The sequence below is a fragment of the Nocardioides fonticola genome, assembly GCF_039536805.1.
In the GTDB taxonomy this organism is placed as follows: Bacteria; Actinomycetota; Actinomycetes; order Propionibacteriales; family Nocardioidaceae; genus Nocardioides; species Nocardioides fonticola.
Genome location: NZ_BAAAZH010000036.1, coordinates 71,177 through 89,167, shown reverse-complemented (window position 1 = coordinate 89,167; position 17,991 = coordinate 71,177). Strand labels below are relative to the sequence as shown.

The window sequence follows — 17,991 nt, the reverse complement described above, 5'->3', positions numbered from 1 at the left end:
GACCTCCGCCCCACGCTCCCCCCATGACCGAGAACGACACTCCTCCGGGTTGGTACCCGGACACCCAGGTGCCGGGGCAGCAGCGGTACTGGGACGGCTCGCAGTGGACGGCGCAGGTCGCGCCGCTGGCGCCCGCGCCGACCCAGTACCCGACCGCGCCGATGGCGGCCGGCGAGGCCGACCGGCCCTGGTTCAAGAAGAAGCGCTTCCTGCTGCCGATCGCGGCCGTCGTCCTGATCGGCATCGGCGGCGCAGCAGGTGGCGGGTCGGACGACGAGAAGCCGACAGCATCCGACACCCCGGCCTCCGCCAGCCCGACGACGTCCGCCGTCGAGGACGCCGCGGACGACGAGTCGAGCGCGGAGCCGACGGCGAAGGCCGAGCCGGCCGACACCGCCGACGACCAGCCGGCGCCCGACGACGGCACGAAGCCGTCGTTCGTGCTGCCGAAGCAGAACGGCGACTGGCGGCTGGACTCCCTGCAGATCCGCAAGGACGGTCTCGGCTCCTTCGACGGGATCGGCCGCATCACCTACACCGGTGACGACCAGGACGGCGGCGACAACTTCTTCACCGTCACCCTCTTCGCCCGCGACCGCACCACGATCGTGACCACCCTCGACGGGTCAGCCACCGACGTGAAGCCCGGCCAGACGGTCACCGTGCAGTTCATCAGCTTCGACGACTTCAAGCCCGGGCGCTTCCCCTTCACCTTCCAGAACAACTTCTGACGCCCATCCCCTCGGCCCCGCCGGACGTCGCGTCCGGCGGGGCGTTCGCATCCCAGGAGACCTCCATGCCGCACGAAGAAGGCACCTTCCGCCTCGACCTGCCCAGCTCCCGCCGCATCCACGCCGCCGTCCTGGCTGCCCACCACACCCTCGCCGAGCGGGTCCGCTTCGAGGCAGAGGCGCTCGACGCACGACTCCGGGGCGCCGGTGGGCTCGACGGGTACACCGAACGCCTGCGCGCTCAGGCCGAAGCACCCGATCACGAGCGCGCCCTGGGGCGGGTGGTCATCGACCGCCTCCTTGCCGAGTGCCGCGACCGTGGGCGCCTGCGGGCGTTGAAGCCGGCCGACACGATGGCGCTGCTCCCCCGGCTGAACCGCAACGACTTCTACGTGCCGATCCTCGGCTCGGACGGCGCCGAGGCCGGCGGCGTCTCGTGGGACCACGACGAGATCGCCTGGACCGCCGAGGACGCCGTCCCGCATGCCCGCGATCTCCCCATCGGACGAGCGTTCCTCGCCGCGCTCGTTACGACGAAGTGGAAGGCGCACACCGGTGGGGAGATCCGCACCGCCGACGGGGCGGTCGTCGTGCGATACGGAACGCCGCCGTCGTCCTGATGCGGACGACGGCGGCGTCAGGCGAGCCGTGAAGGGCTCAGCTGGCGAGGCTTCCGGTGGGGGCGGGCCGGTCGGGGTCGAGGGAGTCGATGAGCCTGTCAGCGCGCTGGATCAGGCCGGAGGCGCGCGACCACTTCGCGCGCATGCCCGCGAGGATGTCGCGGTCGACATCGCAGCTGAACGTGTCGTCGAAGATGCAGTCGTTCCAGGTGCTGACGGTGCCGATGTAGGCGTTGAGCGCCACCCGCATCCGCTCGGCCGCGCTGGCGCACTCGGCGTCGATGCGATCGAACTCGACGCGGTCGTAGGCCACCGAGGCGGCGCCGACGAGCGAGGAGAGCTGGCTCTGGGAGACGCCGACGTCGAGCCGGGCGTCGACACGCCGCAGGGCGTCGAGCAGCGGACCGACCTGGGTCGTGCATCCTCGATAGTCGGCGCGCGCCTGCTGCAAGCGCGCCCGCTCGGCGGCCTCGCGGGCGGCCTGCTCCTCCTCGGCCTCGCGGCGCTCCTTCGCGGCAGCTGCCTTGCGAGCGGCGGCTTCGGCGGCCGCCACGTCGGAGCGGTGCTTCCAGACGCCGCCGGCAATCGCCGTGCCGGCGATGGTCACGGCGAGCAGGACGGCGATGACGAGACGTCGACGCGGGCGTCGGGTCCGCTGGTCGGGGGTCGACTCGGTCGTCGTGGGCGGCGTCGGGTCGTCGAGGGACGGCTGTCGGGGCGCGGTGGCACCGGTCCAGCCGGCGCCGTCCCAGTAGCGCAGCAGCGTGGGGTCGTGCGGGTCGGGGAGCCAGGCGGCGGCCGGCGCCTCGGGGTTCGTGGGGCTGTTCTCGGACATGGCCCGGATGCTGGCGACTCGGTCCGAGACAACCGCGGCGTTCCGACGGCGGCTTCGAACGACACGGCTGTTCTCTCGGACCCCCCGAGCATGATGAGCCCGAAGCGCATCCGGGGCGACTTCACCCGATGAGGCCGTATCGATCGGGGTCGCCTCGTTTCGCGCACCTCGCGTCCGCCCGCGGTGCAGGATACGAGCGTTTCACGACCCGGGGGGAGGACCCGTGCCCGCAGGACGCGACCAGGTGGCGGCGATGAGCCGACTCGCGCGCATCATCGCCGTGCTCGACAACGCCGGCCGGGTCGGCGCGTCGGCCGACGACTTGATGGCCGCTGCCGGCTACACCGCCACGGGAGCGCCCCAGGACCAGTTGAGCGCCGACCTCCGGCTGTTGCGCCGCCAGGGCTGGACCATCGACCGCATCTCCGCGGACGGCGCCCCGGGCCGCTACCGGATGGAGACCCGCGACAACCGGCTCCAGCTCGCCCTCACCGACGCCCAGCGCTCGGCGCTGCACCGGGCGATGATCCTCGCCGACCGGGGCGACCTCGCCCGGCGCCTCGGCGTCGAGGCGGCGAGCCTGCCCGACAGCGTCGGTGTGCACACGCGCGTCGTCCCGCACGAGGCTGGCGAGGCCCTCGCCCGCTGCCTGCAGGCGGTGCGCGCCCGCTCGCTGATGCGCTTCTCCTACAAGGGCAGCGAGCGGCAGGTGCACCCGGGCGCGGTGCGGTTCCAGAACTACCGGTGGTACCTCAGCGGGATCGAGCAGGACGGCGAGGTGGTCAAGCACTTCGTCGTCGACCGCATGTCGCAGGTGCGCCTAGAGCCGCCCGGCACCGCCGCCGAGGTGCCCGAGCTGCGCCGCATCCCGCTGCACCCGCTGCGGTGGGAGGTCGACGCGCCTGTTGAGATCACGCTGCGCACGGCGCGCGAGTTCGAGCCGGACGTCGAGCGGTGGCTGATGCGACCCCTGAATCGTGGCGAGACGGGCGACCACGTCGACATGACCTACCGCGTCACGCACCGCGCAGCGTTCCGCGCACGCGTCTACGTGCTCGGATCCCGGGTGCGGATCCTCTCCCCCGATTCCGTGCGCGAGGAGCTCCTGCACGAGCTGCGCGAGATGGCGGGTCTGGCATGAAGCCGCCGCTCTACGTGGTGCGGCTGGCCCGGCTGCCGCAGGTCATCGACGTCCTCTCCTCCTACCCTGAGGGGCTCGCGCTGACGGCCCTCGCCGAGCAGTTCGGCACCGACGCCGCCACCCTCGAGCAGGACCTCATCGCCTACCTCGACCTCGAGTCGTGGGGCTGGGGCCACGACATCTTCCGACGCCCCGCCCTGGAGTTCGTCTCCGGCGGTGAGGACGACGAGGACGCCTCCGACGGCATCGTCGTACGCGTCGCGGGCGACGTCTCTCCCGGTCTCGGCGTCGAGCACCTCGACGCCGGCGAGCTGGCCGTCGTCTACACCGCCGGCCAGGCGCTGCTGGACGTAGAACCCGATGACGCCGACCTCTCCTCCGCGCTCGAGGTGATCGCCGAGACGATGTACGGCAGCTCCACGGCCGTCGAACCCGCACGGCGTTGGTCGGCCGCCGACCTGCGGCTGCTCCAGGAGGCTCAGGAGAACCGCCAGCGCGTGCGGATCGTCTACTCGCGCGCATGGGCCGCCGGCGTCCGTGAGCGCGTCATCGAGCCTCTACGGCTGGTGCAGACGCGCCGCGGCTGGGAGGTGGACGCCGGGCCGGTCGGTCCCGAGGGCAACCTGCGCACCTATCTGCTGGCCAACGTCCGCGCGGTCGAGGTGCTGGACGAGACCTTCGAGCCTCCCGCCGATGTCGAGCAGCTCCTCGTGCGCCAGCGCGCCACCTCACGCGTGCGCCTCCAGCTGCCGCAGGACGCCCGCTGGGTGGTCGACATGTACGCCGAATCGATCGAGACGGTCGCCGAGGACGAGGACGCCTTCGTCGCCGACCTCGACCTGCTCCCCCCGGACGGCGAGCGCGTCGGCCTCATGCTGCTGGCCAGCGGACCCGGCGCGCGCGTCATCTCACCCGGCACCGTGCTGCCCGAGGCGATGAACTTCGTCGAGCGGCTGCTCGGCCACCACGAAGCGCCGCTCTCCTGACCTCTCCCCCAACCAGATCGTCGACACCCTGGCTTCTGCCCTCGGCGCAAGCACTGGTCGGCGGAATGCACGCGATTCCACAACACGCCTGAGCGGATCGACGTCCGACGTCATGCCGTCGAAGACACCTCGCCAGCCCGGCGGCGACCTTCTCGAGGAGCCTTGGCCTTGTCTGTTCTGCTCTCCCACGCGGTCACCGATGGACCAAATGGCACCGCCTTCGTCATCCTCCCCGAGGACGCCGACGAAGCGCGCAGCCTCCGCTCGGCCTACGACCGCAGGTTCTGGTGCAGCACCCAGGGCGGAGGATGTGGTCACCTGCTCGATCTTGTTGCCGGCGAAGTCCGGGCCAACCACTTCCGTCACCGGGCCGGTGAGGCCCACCACTGCGATCTCGCCACCGAGCCCGAAGCCATCGAGCGCTCACTGTTGCACCTGCTCCTCCAGACCATCCTCGCCGACTGGCTCACGGCCCAAGGATTCGACTCGACCCTGGAGGCACGCCTCCCGGACGCAGGCCGCGCCGACCTTCGCGTCGACGTTCACTCAGGCGCAAACACCATCGAGGTCCAGATCTCGTCGATCACCGTCCCGCAGTGGGAGTCTCGCGACGACCGGTACCGCGCCTGCGTCGAGACCGTCACCTGGCTCTTCGGAAGCCAGATCAGCCAGGCACTAATCGGCGAAGTGATCAATCGCAGGGGCGTCGCGTTCAAGATCGCGCACGCCCACGACGTCCCGCTGGCGGAGCTCGGCCGCCCCGAACACATCCTCGTCGGGACCACCTCGCACTCGCGGGAGGACTGGCACAGCCTCTCCGATTGCCAGATGACAGCGAGCGGCCTATGGACCCCCACCAGTGCTAAGGCCCTGGCCGAGCACGACGCGCGGCCACCTCAGCAGGAACCGGCCCGTCTCCCGCAGCCATCGGAGAGCAGCGGCGGCCGGGGAGCCATGAACTCCAAGGCCAAGCTCGAAGGCAGGAAGCCGCCGCCGAAGAGAGTCGACATCGACCCGCCTGCGTTGCTTCCCTTCGCTCGTCGCCGGCTGATGAAGCCGCCGGCATCGACGTCGGATTCGCCTTCGGAGACTCGATCGCAGGGTCGAAACCCGCTTGCCAGCTTCAACTGGTTCCTGCGCCTCAATGAGTGGGAGACACCGACAGGGCTTCTGGATGGACTGCCCGAGGAACTCCACCACCCCGCGCGGGTATTGGCCTACATGACCAGCCAGATCGAGACGAGCGGCGCAAGAACGACGCTCGCCTTTCCCGATGTGCAGGACGGCGGACTGTTGGCGCACGCGCTGCTCAACGCCGCCCTGATCGACGTCTACAAGGGTCCGACGGGTGTTGGCCGCTGGCGTAGGCGAATCGACACCTAGCTCAAGGTCCAGCTTGCTTCTCAGTCAACCGGATGGGGCGACCCCGGGTTGGCGGGTCTACGGCCCGGCTTGCGTGAACCGGTGATGTACGGCGCCCGAGGCGGGCAAGTACGTCAGATCCTCGTGGCATTGACGACGGGGACGAAGAAGGCTCACAGATCGCCAACCGCCGACCTACGCGTCGAAAACGCGAGTCTTGGTCGCGACGACCAATCCCAACGAAGCAGCGAAGGCACCGTGATCTCGCACCAGGTGATTGAAGAAGGCGTCGCTTCGCGAGTTTCGAAGCATCCTTTCGAGGAGCAGCAGTTCGAAAGAAGCGGACTCCAACCATGGAATCGCGCGCGAGTATCCGACCACAGCTTTTGCACCAGTGGCCTTCACAAAGGCCAGAAGCTCTTCGTCGTACTGAGCAAGCGAGAGGCAGGACCCGAAGTAGATCACCCTCCCCGCGGCACGGCCCTGCATCTGCTCGGCTAGCTCTGCCATTGTGACTCGGTCCTTCCCCAGCTCCAGGAGACCGGACTCGCCGTGACTTGCCAGATAGAGGATGCGGTAGCTGGCGTATCCCTTCTGCTCCCACCGCTTGAGGTAGTACCAGAACTCGTTGGAAGTTGCGACGTCGCGATGGATGTAATCGGCGACCTTCAATCGTTCCAACAGCTCAAGTAGTGGCAATACCGAATTGCGCTCTCGGAGATCTCGCGACCATTCGCCTTCGAGGCAGAAGATTCCGGGCTTTGGCATCTACATCTCCTATGGTTTCGCACCGCGAGCTCATGACGCGATCGGAATCTTGCGGCTTCAGCGAAAGATAGGCCAGAGCATGGGCGAAGGCATCGCAGTTGCCGGAGATTGCTGATGATGGTTCCCGGCTCCCCCGTTCGAGTCCGCTTCGATTCCGACTGACGGCTAGCTACGGCGCCGGGGGCCATCGACACCAGACGAGACACCCCGCCCGATGCGGGTGCACGGCGTCAGGGAACCGAAGCCCCTCGCCTCGCCAGTCGGTCGAGCGCCCCGCGGAACCGCGCGTTCGGCGACGATCCCGGGAGGGCAGCGCTGACCGCGGCCGCTGCGTCGGCGAGGTCGTGACCGAGTCGAAGCGCGTAGGCGATGGCGACCGCCGGGGTGCGGCTCTGCGCGGCGACGCAGTGCACGAGCACGCGGGTGCCCTCGGCGCGGACGTCGGCGATGGTCTGCGCGGCATCCTCGAGCAGGGCGTCGAGGTGGGGGTTCACATCGGGCGCGGGATCGTCGATCAGCCTGAACCGGATGCTCTCCACCCCTGAGGGAATCTGTTCACGGCCGACCAGGCACAGGCTGACGACGGCGCCGACGGCGCCGGGGAGGTCGTCGAGCGCGAGCGCGTTGCCGAGCAGCACCCCGTCGTCGAAGGGGTGCGGCACCAGCACGGGGCGCTCGGCCCAGCTGCGGTAGTCGATGCGAGCGACCTCGGGCCAACCGTACGGCCCGGGGCGGCCGAGCGCTGCGAGTGCGGAGAGCTCGACGAGTCGTTCGCCGTCGATGCCGGGGTAGCCGTGGAGAGGCCGACGCCAGCGGGCCGGGACTGCGGAGGCACCCCACCGCGCACCCAGCAGGCCGCCCGCGATGGCGGCGACCGTGTCGGTGTCGTCGCCGATCGCGATCGCGGTGCGCAGCGCTGCTCCCAGGTGCCTGCAGGCGTCGGGCCCTTCGGGCTCCGGCGTCGTGACGATCGCCGACCACGCTGCCTGGAACGCGGCGACCACCCACCCGTTGGGCCGGAACCGCGAAGGCGGCCCGGACTCGGCTTCATCGATGCGGGCCGACCAGAAGTCGGCAGCCTCGGGCGTGAGGAAGGCGAGGCCGGAGCGCAGATCGAGCTCCTCGTGCAGGACGGCGTGCCGGATCGCCAGCGACCAGAGCACGCAGGCGTCGCCGGCCATGGGGTCGTGGTGGGTGAGGTCGCTGACCGCTCGGGCGGCCGTAGCCGTGGCAGCGGCGTCGTCCAGATGCGCGAGCGCCACGGGCGCGGTACGCATCAGCGAGCCGTTGCCGGCGGTGCGCCCGGTGCGATGGTGCAGTTCGGCGGCGGCCGTGCGAGCCGCCGACGCGTCGACCTCATCGACGGTGAGCCCGCTGAGCACGGCGCGGGTCTGGATGCCGATGTCAGGTGGCCGCGAGCGGAACCAGGCGTGGAAGCGGTCGACGATCGCGGAGAGCGCGGCGTCGTCGCGCAGGTCGGCACCGCCGGCGGCGACGTCGAGGATGGCCCACGCCATCGTGGTGTCGTCGGTCCACTCCCCGGGTGCGAACCCGCCGAGTCCGCCGCCGATCATCTGCGGACCCTGAGGCCCGAGAGCCGCACTGCCGAACTCGTACGGCGCCCCGAGCGCGTCGCCGACGGCGGTGCCGAGCGCGACTCCGCAGGCACGATCGAGTTGCGCGGGCGTCAGGGAGCGCTGGTGCGCGCTCATCGAGCCGCCTTCCCCTGGAGCCGCAACGCGAGGTCGGCGCGGGTGGCCAGCAACGTGTCGAGGAACAGCGACATCGCCCAGGCGAGGTGGGCGGGTGCGAACGGGGAGGCGGGCACGACGACCTTCTGCCAGACCGATCGGTCGCGCACGTCCCAGGTGATCCAGTCGTGGTGGCGGTTGAGGATGCCGACCTCGACGGCTGCGTCGCGCGGCGAGCGCACCTTGTCGACGGCGAGGGTGAAGATCTCGACCAGGGGCTTGAGTTCATGCACCCGGACCCAGACGAACTGCCCCGCGGCGATGACCTGCAGGTCGCCGTCGTCGTCGATCTCCACCTGGCCCGGCATCTCCGGGAGGCACTCGCGGAGCACCGCGGTGACCTGTTCGAGGAGGTCGTCGCGGTCGCCGATCTCGCAGACGGTCTGCTCGAAGATCGAGGCAGCGGGCTCGGGGGCGTCGTGCGGGACGTCGTCCTGAGCGCAGAGTCCGAGCAGGAGGGCAGGGACCTCGCCGCATCCGTCTGCTCGGTGCACGAGCAGGTGCGGGTGGGTGATGCCGAAGGTGTCGCGCAGCGCGTGCACGAGGTCGCGAGCGAGCCCCGCCTCCTCGCCGGCCCCGGCCTCGATGGCTCGGTGCCAGTTCGCCTCCGTCTCGTCGTTGCCCTCCCACCCCATGAACCGCATCGCCTCGTCGGTTGCGGCGTCGAAGCGGTACTGCGGGGCGAGGTAGGCATCGCCGACGATCTCCGCCCGCAGGCTGGTGCCGTTGGCATAGGAGACGAACTGCACGTACGGCGCGCACCCCGCCTCGGCGTCCGCGTCGGGGGATCCGTCGAGCAGGCTCAGGACGACGTACCCGGGCCCGCCGTCGGCGAGCATCGCCTCGAAGGCCGCCACGAGCAGCGGCTCGAACTGGGCCCAGGCGCCGGGGCCGAGGTCTGCCGCGCCGGGCCGCTCGGGAAGGGGGCGAGGTGCGGTCATGGAGCCTCCTGCGGTGTCGGGGAGGATGAACCTACGACGACCCTCCGACAGAATCGGAGCGGATTCCCCGAGCCCACGACCAGGCCCAACGGCGCGCGCTTCAGGTCGTCGCCAGCCCCAGGCGCCGCGCCACCTCGGCGCCACCGGCGGCCGCGACCACGGCGGCGTCCCCCACCACCACGAGTACGTCGGTGGCGCGCGACATGCCGACGTAGAGCCGCTCGCGGGCGCGCTCGCGCACCTCGTGCTCGTTGACGCACAGCACCACGCACGAGCGTTCGAGGCCCTTCGAGCCGAGCACGTGGCCGTAGAAGACGTCCTCGCCCTCCCAGAAGGAGCGCCAGTAGCCGACCTTGCCGTACCGCTCGACCTGGGCGGTCTGCTCGGGGTGCCGATGCCCGGTGGTGAGCAGCGCGATGCGACCGGGATCCCAGCCCTCGTCGAGCAGCCGCTCGACCTCGTCGTCCGCCACGTCCAGCGCGTCGTCCGCGGTGGCCGGGACGAACCGGACGGCGGGTCCGTGGCCACCGCGCGCCAGCATGCGGCTCGGCGCGAGCGGTCCGAAGGCGTCGTGGATCTCGCGGGTGTTGCGCAGGTTGTGGTCGAGGACGAGCGGCACGAGTTGCACCGGCGGGCGGCCGAAGCGGGCGAAGATGCGCTGGTTCTCGTCGCTGAAGACGAACAGGCCGCCCTCCCGCTCGTCGCGCAGGGCGCCTAGCAGCGGCGCCCACCACGATTCGGCGAAGTCCTGCGCCTCGTCGACGACGACGGCGTCGAAGCGCTGCCCGTCGGGGAGCTCGGCCGCCCGCTCGGCCATCAGCTGCGGTAGCCGGACCTCCCAGAAGTCGCTGGCGTCGTCGCCCTCCATCGGCACGCCCCAGAGCCGACCGAGCTCCTCGTAGGTGCCGACGAACGCCGGGCGGTGGCGGCGCGGCCAGCTCGCGACGGCCCGCTTGAGGTACTCCGCGAGCCCGATCGAGTAGCAGAGCAGCGCCACGCGCTCGGCGTGGCGGTCACCGCCACCGCGGGAGAGGTCCTTGGCCTTCTGGAGCGCGAGCACGGTCTTGCCCGAACCCGCCCCGCCGCGGATCTCCACGCGTCGCAGCAGCCGGGTGACCTGGAGGATCACCATCTGCTCCTGGGTCAGCCGGTCGGCCTCGTCGGCGCGCGCTTCAGCGTCGGCGTTGACGTCGAAGGCAGTGTGCGCGCGGCCCGCGAGGATCTCGGCGATCAGTTCGACGTCGTCGTGGTTCGGGGTGTGCCGGCCATGCGCCAAACCCCACCCGTTCTCGGCCAGGCGGCGTCCGAGCTCGGCCTGGTCCTCGCGGTCGTGCAGCGCCCACCGCGGCAGTTCCGGGACGGCGAAGTCGGGGGCGAAAGCCGCGTTGGGGGTGACGACGCCGTGCGCCCAGGCGATCTGACCGCGACTCCCCCACCGCGGATCGGCCTCGACGTAGCGACGCAGCGCGTGCTTGGCATCGCGGGCCTGATCGACCGGATAGCAGCACTCATCGATGCCGCCGCGGCGGATCCACCACCCACCCTCGTCGTGCCACACCGCACCGCCCTTGACCTCGAGGACGACGACGCCGGCCTCCGGCACGAGCACCACGAGGTCCGCCTCGTGGTCCTTCGTCTGGTCGGTCAACCGCAGGTTGGGCAGCACGATCGACCCCGGCGGAAGCGACTCGCACGCGCGACGCCACACCTTCTCCTCCGAGCCGGTGACGAAGGTGGGGTGTTCGGGGATGCTGCGGGCGGACATGGGATCTCCTCACCTCATGGTCACTCTGGAGCCTCTGCACGATCACGTACCGCAGGAACGCCTGGAGTCGAGCCCCCTCATCTCGGCCACCCGACGCAGCGCGGCTTCTAGACATCCCCTATCCCACCTCGACAAGATCGGGACGGTCCAGCATCGATCAAAGGGAGCAAGCATGGCGAAGTACTCGGTGACTCAGTCGGCCGTCACCCAGCTCCTGGAGGATGTGAAGAGCGACCGCATCGCGATTCCGGAGCTTCAGCGCCCCTTCGTCTGGGACAGCGTGAAGGTGCGGGATCTCATGGATTCACTCTACAAGGGCTACCCGGTCGGGTATCTGATCACCTGGCAGTCGATCGGCGCGAAGCTCAAGGGTGGGCACGTCGCGGCTCACCAGCAGATTCTCATCGACGGACAACAGCGCATCACCGCTCTCCGAGCGGCCGTGGCCGGCATGAAGGTCATCGACAAGAAGTACCGCTCGGTGCGCATCGTGATCGCCTTCAACCCCATCACGGAGGAGTTCGCGACCCGTACTCCCGTACTCGCCAAGGATCCGCAGTGGATCGCCGACATCAGCGACTACTTCAACGCCGAGTCGCCGCTGTCCTTCGCCCGCGAGTACCTCGAGCGCAACCCCGAGGTCGACCCGAAGACCTTCGAGACCAACCTCGCGCGTCTGGAGCGCATCAAGAACGCCCAGATCGGCATCATCGGCCTGGCCGACGACCTGGACGTCGAGACGGTGTCGGAGATCTTCATCCGCATCAACTCCAAGGGCGTCCCCCTCAGCAGCGCCGACTTCGCGATGAGCAAGATCGCCACCTACGGGGACCGGGGGCGGAACCTCCGCAAGCTCATCGACTACTTCTGCCACCTGGCTGTCGCGCCGCACGCCTTCACGGACATCCAGGACAACGACACCGAGTTCGCGCAGACGCCCTACCTGCAGGCCATCACCTGGCTGAAGGACGAGGCGGAGGACCTCTACGACCCCGCCTACAGCGACATCATCCGGGTTGCGGGGCTCGTCGGATTCAGCCGCGGAAAGGCCTCGAGCATCGTCAGCGAACTGTCCGGTCGCGATCCCGAGACCCGGAAAGTCGACGAGGAGCGGATCCCCGTCGCGTACGACAAGCTCGAAGCGTCGCTGCTGCAGATCGTCAGCAAGTACCACTTCGAGAACTTCCTGATGCTGATCAAGTCGGCCGGCTTCATCACGCCTGGGATGGTGAACTCCAAGAACGCACTCAACTTCGCCTACGCGCTCTATCTCCGCCTCCGTGACGACAAGAGCATGAGCGAGGGCGAGCGCAAGCACATCGTGAAGCGTTGGTTCGTGATGTCGATGCTCACCGGCCGGCACTCCGGCAGCTTCGAGTCGACGTGGGAACAGGACATCCGCCGGATCGGCGAGCAGGGTGCTGCCACCTATCTGAAGCAGATCGAGGAGTCAGAGCTCTCCGACGCCTTCTGGGCCGTGACTCTGCCGAACGCATTGGAGACCACGAGCACGGTCAGTCCGTTCTTCCAGACGTTCCTCGCGGCTCAGGTGGCCAACAACTGCCGCGGCTTCCTCTCCAAGAGCATCACCGTGGCCGCCATGACGCAGCAGTCGGGCGATATCCACCACATCGTTCCCAAGGACTACCTGCAGCGGAACGGGTTCCCTGACCGGGGCGACTACAACCAGGTCGCCAACTACACGTTGACCGAGACGTCGATCAACATCAGCATCAGCAACAAGCCGCCCGCGGTCTACATGGCGGAGGTACAGGCTCAGATCGAATCGGGACAGCTGACGCTCGGCGAGATCACGGACAGCGCGGATCTTGCCCGCAACCTCCTCGAGAACGCCGTTCCGCCCGACCTGGCTACAGTCTCAGCCGGCAACTACAGGGAGTTCCTGGCTGGGCGGCGGAAGCTGATGGCGACGACGATTCGGGACTTCTACAAGGGCCTGTGAGCTGACAGCGGCCGGCACAGATCAGCACTCGACACGATGGGACCCCTTGCCGGGTGGTGACCGCAAGGCCTTCTCGCCGCGATCCTCGGCTTCCACGCCTGCCGCCTCTGATCACGGCCGCGGGTTAGGAGCCGCCTCTGCCCTTCAGACGAAGCTGGAGATCATCGACACCGGGCTGCAATCTGTCGCGATCCACGGTCAACTGCGTGACCGAGTCTGCGCTTTCCACGATCAGATCGAGGCAACCTTCCGCCCCATCGTTGCGGGTGATGTCCTCAGCCGTGTCCTCTGCGTAGACGACGATGAAGGTTGCCCTTCTACCGTCGCCCTTCAGCCTGAGGACCCTTCCCATCCGCTGGATCATCTGGCGCCTGGACCGCGACCCGCCCATGACGACGCCCAGGTCGATGTCAGGGACATCGAGTCCTTCGTCCAGGATCGTGGGGGCAACGAGCACTTTGAGGCGCCCGACCTTGAGGTCGGTCAGGAGCGCCTGCCGTTCAGCGCGTCGCGTTTCGCTGTGGACCGCGGCGGCCTTGATGCCGCACTCGGTCAGCACCGATGCCAGTTCCTCGGACATGTCGATGCGTCGCGTGAAGAGGATCGCCCCCCGCGATCTCTCGACCTCAGGGGCGAGAAGACGGGCTGCTCCCAGCTTGGCTGACGCGTTCGTCATGATGTCGATGCGTTCGGAGAACGCCTTGAGATAGCGTCGTGCCAGGTCGCTGACCGTCGGATCCGGATCGGATTCCGCTGCCTGCTGCACAAGATGGAGGAAGACACCGAACGGTTCGGTCGGGAAGCCGGCAGCCAGAAGCTGGAGTCTCGCGTCACGAGCTGTCTCTTCCGCGCGGTCGTACTCCCGGCGCTCCAGATTGCTCAGGCGAACGCCGAGCAACTTCACGTCGTAGCGGGCGACGACGCCGTCGGCGATGGCCCTGGCGAATCCGATTCGATAGACGGGCGCGCCGCCGAAGTACTTGAGGAGCCCGGCGATTCCATCGTCGTTGCGCTCGAAGGTGGCCGTGAGCCCGAGGCGGCGCCGGTAGCTGGGGTGAAGAGCCTTGCTCCACTGCTCCGCGCCATACCTGTGGCACTCGTCCGCGACCAGCAGAACCTTGCCATCGGGGCGGACGGGCGGATTCGAGTGGAGCGACTGCACAGTCCCCACAACCACTCGGTGGGATGTGAAGCTCGCTCGGCTGCCGTCGCCGACGGCTCCGATGGACTTGACCCGGTTCTCCTGAAGCGCCCGGATCCACTGGGTGACGAGGTCCACGGTCGGCACCATGACGATGACGTTGTAGTCGTCCGAGATCGCCTCCCGGACGGCTTCGATTCCCACCCGTGACTTTCCAGTACCTGTGACGGCCTCGACCACGCCGTGACGTCCGTGGTCGCACCATGCCCGCAGTGCCTCGGCCTGCCACTTCCGAAGCCGCGAGGATCCTTCGGCGGGCTGGGCGGCCCAGTCCGGCGAAGGACGCCCGGCGTCGAGCAGCAGGTCGTCCCCAGCAGCGCTCAAGCGCAACCTGGAGTCTTCACCCCTGACCACCAGCGGAGCCAGGTCTGCGAATCTGAGTCCGTGACCGGCGACGCATTCCGATGCTTCCGAGCGCTGGATCAACTGATCCGGGTCTATCGGTCCAACATCATCCAGGTAGTTCAGAATCTCGATGATTCGCGCTCGACACGTTGAGGTGTCGGGAGCGCAATTGGATTCGAACAGGTGCGGCATAGCATCTCCTCCGAGGTTTCGGGCAGTATGCAACGGAGGTCCGATGGATCACCCGCCCGATAGAAGGGCGCCTTAGGCGTCCATCGCGGGAATGTTGGGATCCACGCCGATCGGAACTGCGAACTGCAAGTCTGTACGCATGGCTGACCTGTCTTTGGAGCTCGCGAAGAGGTACGCGCTCATGAATGCGCTCGGGACCGAATTCGCGCGTTCCGCTGTGCTGACGAGCGAATGGCTCGGCCGGGTGGACTTCGGTTTCGGGCCTGAGCGGATCAAGGACGTGGGTAAGGGAATCTGGAATCCCAGATCGTACGCGGGGACACTGACGATCGTCAGCGATCCCTACAGCGAGTACGACGACGGCGACCACGGCGATTCTCTCTACCGGTATTCCTACGAGAGGCGACCCCGGGGACAGGATCCACAGGGCGGATCGAACATCAAGCTGCGGATGGCGATGGACCTCGGGCTGCCGATCGTCATGCTCCGGAAGGTCGCCGATGGACGCTTCGTTCCCGTCATGCCCGTCTACGTCGTCAAGGAGGAGCCCGAGCACCGAAGATTCCTTCTAGCGCTGGACGAAGGCCTTCGCTTCCTGCCGGACCCCTCGCACCTGACCGACGACCAACGCCGCTACGCCGAGCGGGTCGTGCGGCAACGGCTTCACCAGCCCGAGTTCAGGTCACGGGTGCTCAGTGCGTACGAGATCCGATGCGCCGTGTGCGACCTCCGCAAGGCTCCGCTTCTCGATGCTGCGCACATCACCGCCGACTCGGTGGACGACGGGCTGTCCGTCGTCGCCAACGGCATGGCGCTCTGCAAGATCCACCACGCAGCCTACGACGAGAACATCCTGGGCATCTCCCCCGACTACGTCGTTCACATCAATCGCGAAATCCTCGATGAGGTCGACGGCCCGATGTTGCGGTACGGCCTGCAGGAGATGGACCGGCGCGGCATCTGGACGCCGAGAAGTTCCAGCGAACGGCCCGACAAGGCTCGGCTCTCTGCAAGGTTCGAAGAGTTCAAGAACGCGGGGTGATTCCTGGACGCCGAACGGCCGCGATGATCAGCTCGGCGACGTCCTCGGGAGCCTCGTGCTCCCATGCCCTGATGACAACCCAGCCTGCAGCCAAGAGGAGCCGATCGGTCTCGGCGTCGCGCTCGCGGTTCCGATCGACCTTGTCCGCCCAGTAGCTGGCGTTGGCTTTCGCGGCGGTGTGGTGGACGGGGCACCCATGCCAGAAGCAGCCGTCGACGAAGACGGCGACCTTCGCGCGGGTGAAGAGCATGTCGGCTCGGCGGTTGAGGTCCACGACAGGGCGGGCGTCTACCCGGTAGCGGAGGCCTGCAGCGTGGACGAGCCGTCGGATCGCCAGCTCCGGCTTGGTGTCACGTCGCTTGTTGCCGCGCATGGATCGGCGCACGCCCGGCGTGGACGCCCAGCTCTCCGATTCCATCGCAATCCTCTACGAGGCCTCGGCGGGACGCCTGGTCAGCTCGTGGAGCTTCAACTCGCGCACACCTCGACATGCTCCTTCAACGCGACGCGGAAGTCCTCACGCACGCGGAGGGTGCTCGCCTGGAGCCGGCGGTAGAACCCGCTGGACGCACCGCGGGACAGCGGGATCGAGCCGTGCTGAGCGAGGAGCGCATCGAGGGACGGGCCTCCGCGAGCGACGAGGGGGCGCTCGCTCAGCGACCAGGCTTCACGCGAACCGCCGATGGAGGCGGCGGCGGCGGGCCATCGATCTCCCGGCTCCAGGAGGCGACGGTCGACCGCGACAGGGTCGCGGGGAGTAACGAGACCGCTGCCGACCCAGGCGGCGACTGGGACGGAGACAGCGTTGCCCACCATCTTCCAGCGCACGCCTTCCTTGGCCCCGAGGTCGGTCCAGCCGGCACGGAACCCTTGGAGTCGCTCGCCGGCACGGATGCTGGGTCGGGCGATGGCCTCTCCAGCAGGGCCGGCCACCCGCCAGACGGCAGGCGGCGAAGCGATGCCGATCTTGGATCCGCCCTTCAGCGTCGGCGTCACGCCGTCCCCCCAACCGACCCCGCGGTTGCCCTCGGTCCAATAGAACCCGTAGGCGGAGTGGTCGTCGCGACGACGCGGGATCCCGGCTTCGTCGGCGAACAGGACGCTACGCGGGTCGTCGCTTCTGGAGGCGACGAAGAAGACCCGGCGGCGGCGTTGTCGGACGCCGAAGTACTGGGAGTCGACGGTGCGGTAGGCCCAGTTCCAGCCGCGGTCCTCGAACCACTGGGCGATGAACGACATCGCGCGGCCGCCCGCGAGATTCAGCATGTTGGGCACGTTCTCCAGCACCACCCACCGCGGCGGGTTCTGCTCGATGAGCCTGAAGGCTTCCCTCACCAGGCCCGATTCGGATCCGTCGATCCCGGCCGTGCGACCTACTTGGCTCAGGTCCGTGCACGGGAATCCCGCGGTGACGACGTCGACCTCGGGGATCGCGTCGAGGGTCCGGATGTCGCCGACGACCTCGACATCCAGTCGGTGCGAGAGGACCTCCGCAGCCGGGGCCCAGTATTCGGAAAGCAGCTCGGTCGCGATCCCCGCGCGCTGGAGTCCCAGCTCGAAGCCGCCGATCCCGGCGAAGAGGCCCACCGATCGCATGGCTACATCCTCGAGCATGCGTCAACCCTGCTGATCGGCGGGTCGTCAGTAGTCGACGAGCGCACCGTGGTCGTACAGCGTCTCCAACTGCTGCACGAGGTTCTCGGCGACGGTCTGGTCGTGACTGAGCAGACCGCACTCGAGATTGCGTTTGGCCGCCGCGTTGGAGAAGTTGGCGCTGGTGACGAAAGCGGATGTCCGGTCGACCACGACGAGCTTGGCGTGCTGGACGGGAACGTGTTGCCCCACCGCCTCGGGCGCGTACGCCCACACCCGCGCGCCTGCGAGCGCGTTGGGGACTGCACCGCCGTTCTTGGCCTGCATCCCACGGTCCACGATGACGGTGACTGCGACCCCGCGGTCGATCGCGTGCGCGAGCGCCTGGACGTAATCCGATCCGGCGCCGGCCGAGTAGGTCGCCGCGAACACGGTCGCCGTGGCCCTGTTGATGAGGTCGGCGACGGCGAGCGTCGTCCGGCCGCCGAGCCCCGGGACCCGCGGGGCGGTCCACACCGGCTCGGGCCCCGGCCTCCGGGGGACCGCGGCGATTCCATCGAGGACGGCGGCTGCCAGGTCGGCGCTGCCGACTTCCTGGACAAGAGACGCCAGCAGAGCCTTGACCTCAGCGCGGTTGACCGCGAAGGCACGGCGAGCCGCGAGATGCGGGAGTCGTTGTTGGCGGAGGGCGGCCGCGATGGCTTCCGCCTCGGCGGGCGCCAGGAGCTCGCCCAGTCGGGCGACGGCGTTCATGG

General features: G+C 68.7%; 16 protein-coding genes. 7 read left to right on the top strand and 9 right to left on the bottom strand.

Annotated elements, in window-relative coordinates:
• Positions 1-23 precede the first annotated feature (23 nt).
• The gene (locus tag ABD671_RS21460; protein WP_344735557.1) at positions 24-731 is read left to right on the top strand and encodes a DUF2510 domain-containing protein; all 708 of its coding nucleotides are present in this window, start codon (positions 24-26) and stop codon (positions 729-731) included.
• A gap of 65 nt (positions 732-796) precedes the next feature.
• The gene (locus ABD671_RS21455) at positions 797-1,351 is read left to right on the top strand and encodes a hypothetical protein (protein WP_344735556.1); all 555 of its coding nucleotides are present in this window, start codon (positions 797-799) and stop codon (positions 1,349-1,351) included.
• A 37-nt stretch (positions 1,352-1,388) separates the two neighbouring features.
• On the opposite strand, the gene ABD671_RS21450 is transcribed toward ABD671_RS21455, so the two are convergent.
• On the bottom strand, positions 1,389-2,186 hold the full coding sequence (locus tag ABD671_RS21450; RefSeq protein WP_344735554.1) for a DUF2510 domain-containing protein: 798 nt from the start codon (positions 2,184-2,186) through the stop codon (positions 1,389-1,391).
• 253 nt (positions 2,187-2,439) lie between these two features.
• Here ABD671_RS21450 and ABD671_RS21445 point away from each other — a divergent pair, with 253 nt between their 5' ends.
• The 3 genes from ABD671_RS21445 to ABD671_RS21435 all read left to right on the top strand — a co-directional run bounded on the left by ABD671_RS21445 (position 2,440) and on the right by ABD671_RS21435 (position 5,696).
• On the top strand, positions 2,440-3,327 hold the full coding sequence (locus tag ABD671_RS21445) for a helix-turn-helix transcriptional regulator (RefSeq protein ID WP_344735553.1): 888 nt from the start codon (positions 2,440-2,442) through the stop codon (positions 3,325-3,327).
• The gene (locus ABD671_RS21440; RefSeq protein WP_344735552.1) at positions 3,324-4,313 is read left to right on the top strand and encodes a helix-turn-helix transcriptional regulator; all 990 of its coding nucleotides are present in this window, start codon (positions 3,324-3,326) and stop codon (positions 4,311-4,313) included. Before ABD671_RS21445 ends, ABD671_RS21440 begins: the two co-directional genes overlap by 4 nt.
• 168 nt (positions 4,314-4,481) lie before the next feature.
• The gene (locus ABD671_RS21435) at positions 4,482-5,696 is read left to right on the top strand and encodes a competence protein CoiA family protein (RefSeq protein WP_344735551.1); all 1,215 of its coding nucleotides are present in this window, start codon (positions 4,482-4,484) and stop codon (positions 5,694-5,696) included.
• 174 nt (positions 5,697-5,870) lie between these two features.
• Here ABD671_RS21435 and ABD671_RS21430 read toward each other — a convergent pair whose 3' ends face one another.
• The 4 genes from ABD671_RS21430 to ABD671_RS21415 all read right to left on the bottom strand — a co-directional run bounded on the left by ABD671_RS21430 (position 5,871) and on the right by ABD671_RS21415 (position 10,900).
• Positions 5,871-6,443 carry a DUF6642 family protein gene (locus ABD671_RS21430; protein ID WP_344735550.1) on the bottom strand — a complete coding sequence of 191 codons (573 nt, stop codon included), beginning with the start codon at positions 6,441-6,443 and terminating at the stop codon, positions 5,871-5,873.
• Between the two features lie 230 nt (positions 6,444-6,673).
• Positions 6,674-8,155, bottom strand: coding sequence for an ADP-ribosylglycohydrolase family protein (locus tag ABD671_RS21425; protein ID WP_344735549.1), 1,482 nt, complete (start codon positions 8,153-8,155; stop codon positions 6,674-6,676).
• A complete protein-coding gene (locus tag ABD671_RS21420) occupies positions 8,152-9,135 on the bottom strand; it encodes a T3SS (YopN, CesT) and YbjN peptide-binding chaperone 1 (protein WP_344735548.1) in 984 nt (327 codons plus the stop codon). Before ABD671_RS21420 ends, ABD671_RS21425 begins: the two co-directional genes overlap by 4 nt.
• A 100-nt stretch (positions 9,136-9,235) precedes the next feature.
• Positions 9,236-10,900, bottom strand: a complete 1,665-nt coding sequence (locus ABD671_RS21415; protein WP_344735547.1) for a nuclease-related domain-containing DEAD/DEAH box helicase — start codon at positions 10,898-10,900, stop codon at positions 9,236-9,238.
• A gap of 172 nt (positions 10,901-11,072) precedes the next feature.
• Between ABD671_RS21415 and ABD671_RS21410 the strand changes: the two genes are divergently transcribed.
• Positions 11,073-12,863 (top strand): GmrSD restriction endonuclease domain-containing protein, encoded by a 1,791-nt coding sequence (locus ABD671_RS21410; protein ID WP_344735546.1) that lies wholly within the window; start codon positions 11,073-11,075, stop codon positions 12,861-12,863.
• A 124-nt stretch (positions 12,864-12,987) separates the two neighbouring features.
• Here ABD671_RS21410 and ABD671_RS21405 read toward each other — a convergent pair whose 3' ends face one another.
• Complete coding sequence (locus tag ABD671_RS21405; protein WP_344735545.1) at positions 12,988-14,601, bottom strand: DEAD/DEAH box helicase family protein; 1,614 nt, start codon at positions 14,599-14,601, stop codon at positions 12,988-12,990.
• A 139-nt stretch (positions 14,602-14,740) separates the two neighbouring features.
• Between ABD671_RS21405 and ABD671_RS21400 the strand changes: the two genes are divergently transcribed.
• Positions 14,741-15,643, top strand: coding sequence for an HNH endonuclease (locus ABD671_RS21400; RefSeq protein WP_344735544.1), 903 nt, complete (start codon positions 14,741-14,743; stop codon positions 15,641-15,643).
• Here the strand turns inward: ABD671_RS21400 and ABD671_RS21395 are convergent.
• The 3 genes from ABD671_RS21395 to drmC are packed head-to-tail and all read right to left on the bottom strand — an operon-like array spanning position 15,627 to position 17,989.
• A complete protein-coding gene (locus tag ABD671_RS21395; protein ID WP_344735543.1) occupies positions 15,627-16,061 on the bottom strand; it encodes a very short patch repair endonuclease in 435 nt (144 codons plus the stop codon). The two genes, ABD671_RS21400 and ABD671_RS21395, sit on opposite strands and share 17 nt — an antisense overlap.
• 50 nt (positions 16,062-16,111) lie before the next feature.
• On the bottom strand, positions 16,112-17,239 hold the full coding sequence (locus tag ABD671_RS21390; protein ID WP_344735542.1) for a DNA cytosine methyltransferase: 1,128 nt from the start codon (positions 17,237-17,239) through the stop codon (positions 16,112-16,114).
• A 45-nt stretch (positions 17,240-17,284) separates the two neighbouring features.
• The gene (gene drmC / locus ABD671_RS21385; RefSeq protein ID WP_344735540.1) at positions 17,285-17,989 is read right to left on the bottom strand and encodes a DISARM system phospholipase D-like protein DrmC; all 705 of its coding nucleotides are present in this window, start codon (positions 17,987-17,989) and stop codon (positions 17,285-17,287) included.
• Positions 17,990-17,991: the final 2 nt, after the last annotated feature.